Genomic DNA, 1640 nt, shown 5'->3' with positions numbered 1-1640 from the left:
GCGTAGGGCTGAGTCTTTGTTGGTTGATTTGCCACATAAGGCATCAAATGACGATAAGCACTTTGTTATGTTCACGGGTGCAGTACCAGAAAATAAGGTGTTTGAATCTGCCTTAAAGAAACTCGGAATGAGCCATGTTGTTTTGAGTAAGTTTGATATTTAGAGCGGGACATCGAAAACAAAAAAGCGGCTATTGAGCCGCTTTTTTGTTTGTAAGGTGAATGCTTAAAGCTCTAGGCAATTTTCGCGTGAGGGCTTTCGAGTCGACTAAGTATCACTTCACCAGGTTCTGCTCTTCCGAAATAGAAACCTTGAAGTTCTTGGCAACCTAAATCTTTCAAATATTGAAGTTGTACTTCTGTTTCTACGCCTTCAGCGACGATATTGAGCTTCAAGCCGTGAGCCATATTGACGATGGCGTTAACAATACAGGCATCGCCCATTGTCTCTTCAATGTCTTTTACAAAGCTTTGATCAACCTTAAGTGTGTGGATTGGCAACTTACGCAAGTAATTGAGGGATGAATATCCAGTGCCAAAGTCATCGATCGCAATGGTTACTCCGTGCTCAGATAAGCGATTGAGCTTTTTGGTCATCTGATCAAGGTCATTCATGATCGCGTTTTCGGTAATCTCAACTTCTAGGTTTGTTGCAGGGAAGTTGTTTCTTTCAAGTGTCTCGAGCAAATGATCTACAAATCGCGGGTGCTCGACCTGCAAGGGTGAGAAGTTAACCGAAAGGCGAATGTTTGGGTGTCCGTTATTGATCCAGCCTTGTACTTCTTGGCATGCAGAATTTAATACCCACTCACTAATGTCCGTGAGTAGCTTTGTTTCTTCTGCCAAAGGCAAGAACTCACCCGGGAATACCAAACCGCGAGTAGGGTGTTGCCAGCGCACTAGCGCTTCTACACCAATAACATCGTTCGTTTTTGCATTAATCTGTGGTTGGTAGAATACCTTGAATTCGTTGTTTTCTAATGCTCTGCGAATCTCTCGTTCGAGCTTAATGCGGTTTGAGTCAGCTACTTCCATTGAAGGGCTAAAGAACTGGTAACCGTCTTTTCCGCGCGATTTCACGTGGTACATCGCTACATCGGCATTTTGAATCAATTGATCTACTGTGTCGCCAGCTGTCGGGAACATAGAAATGCCGATACTAACGCCAACGAATACTTCGTGTTCGCCCAGAATAAATGGTTCTTTAAGGGTGTTAATGACTTTCTTAGCGATAATGCGAGCATCTTCAGCGCTATTTATATTTGGTAGTAATAGCGTAAATTCGTCTCCGCCAAACCGTGAAAGGGTGTCGCATTTACGAATAACGTTATCCAGTCGCATTGATACGGCTTGCAGTAGACGGTCACCCATTGCATGGCCGAGCGAGTCATTAATCACTTTGAATCGATCAAGATCGAGGAACATGACCGCTACTTGGTTGTCATTGCGTTTGGCTTGCGCCATGGCAAGGTTGAGTCGATCTTTAAATAGTGAGCGATTTGGTAAGCGTGTTAGCAGGTCATGATATGCCTGAAAGTTAATAAATTCTTCGGCTTCTTTTCTTTCTGTTATGTCGCGCGCCGTGCCATAAGTGCCGACAACCTGCAGAGACTCTTCGCCATTGATTTTCACTTTTCTCTC

General features: G+C 44.0%; 1 protein-coding gene. It reads right to left on the bottom strand.

Annotated features, from left to right (window positions below):
• Nucleotides 1-233 precede the first annotated feature (233 nt).
• Nucleotides 234-1640 (bottom strand): bifunctional diguanylate cyclase/phosphodiesterase (locus tag A3739_RS26320; RefSeq protein WP_156502869.1); only part of this gene is annotated, 1407 nt, incomplete at its 5' end.

This window comes from Oleiphilus sp. HI0067 (assembly GCF_001635735.1).
Note: the sequence above shows the minus strand (reverse complement) of the source record. Positions and strands in the feature narration are given on the sequence as shown.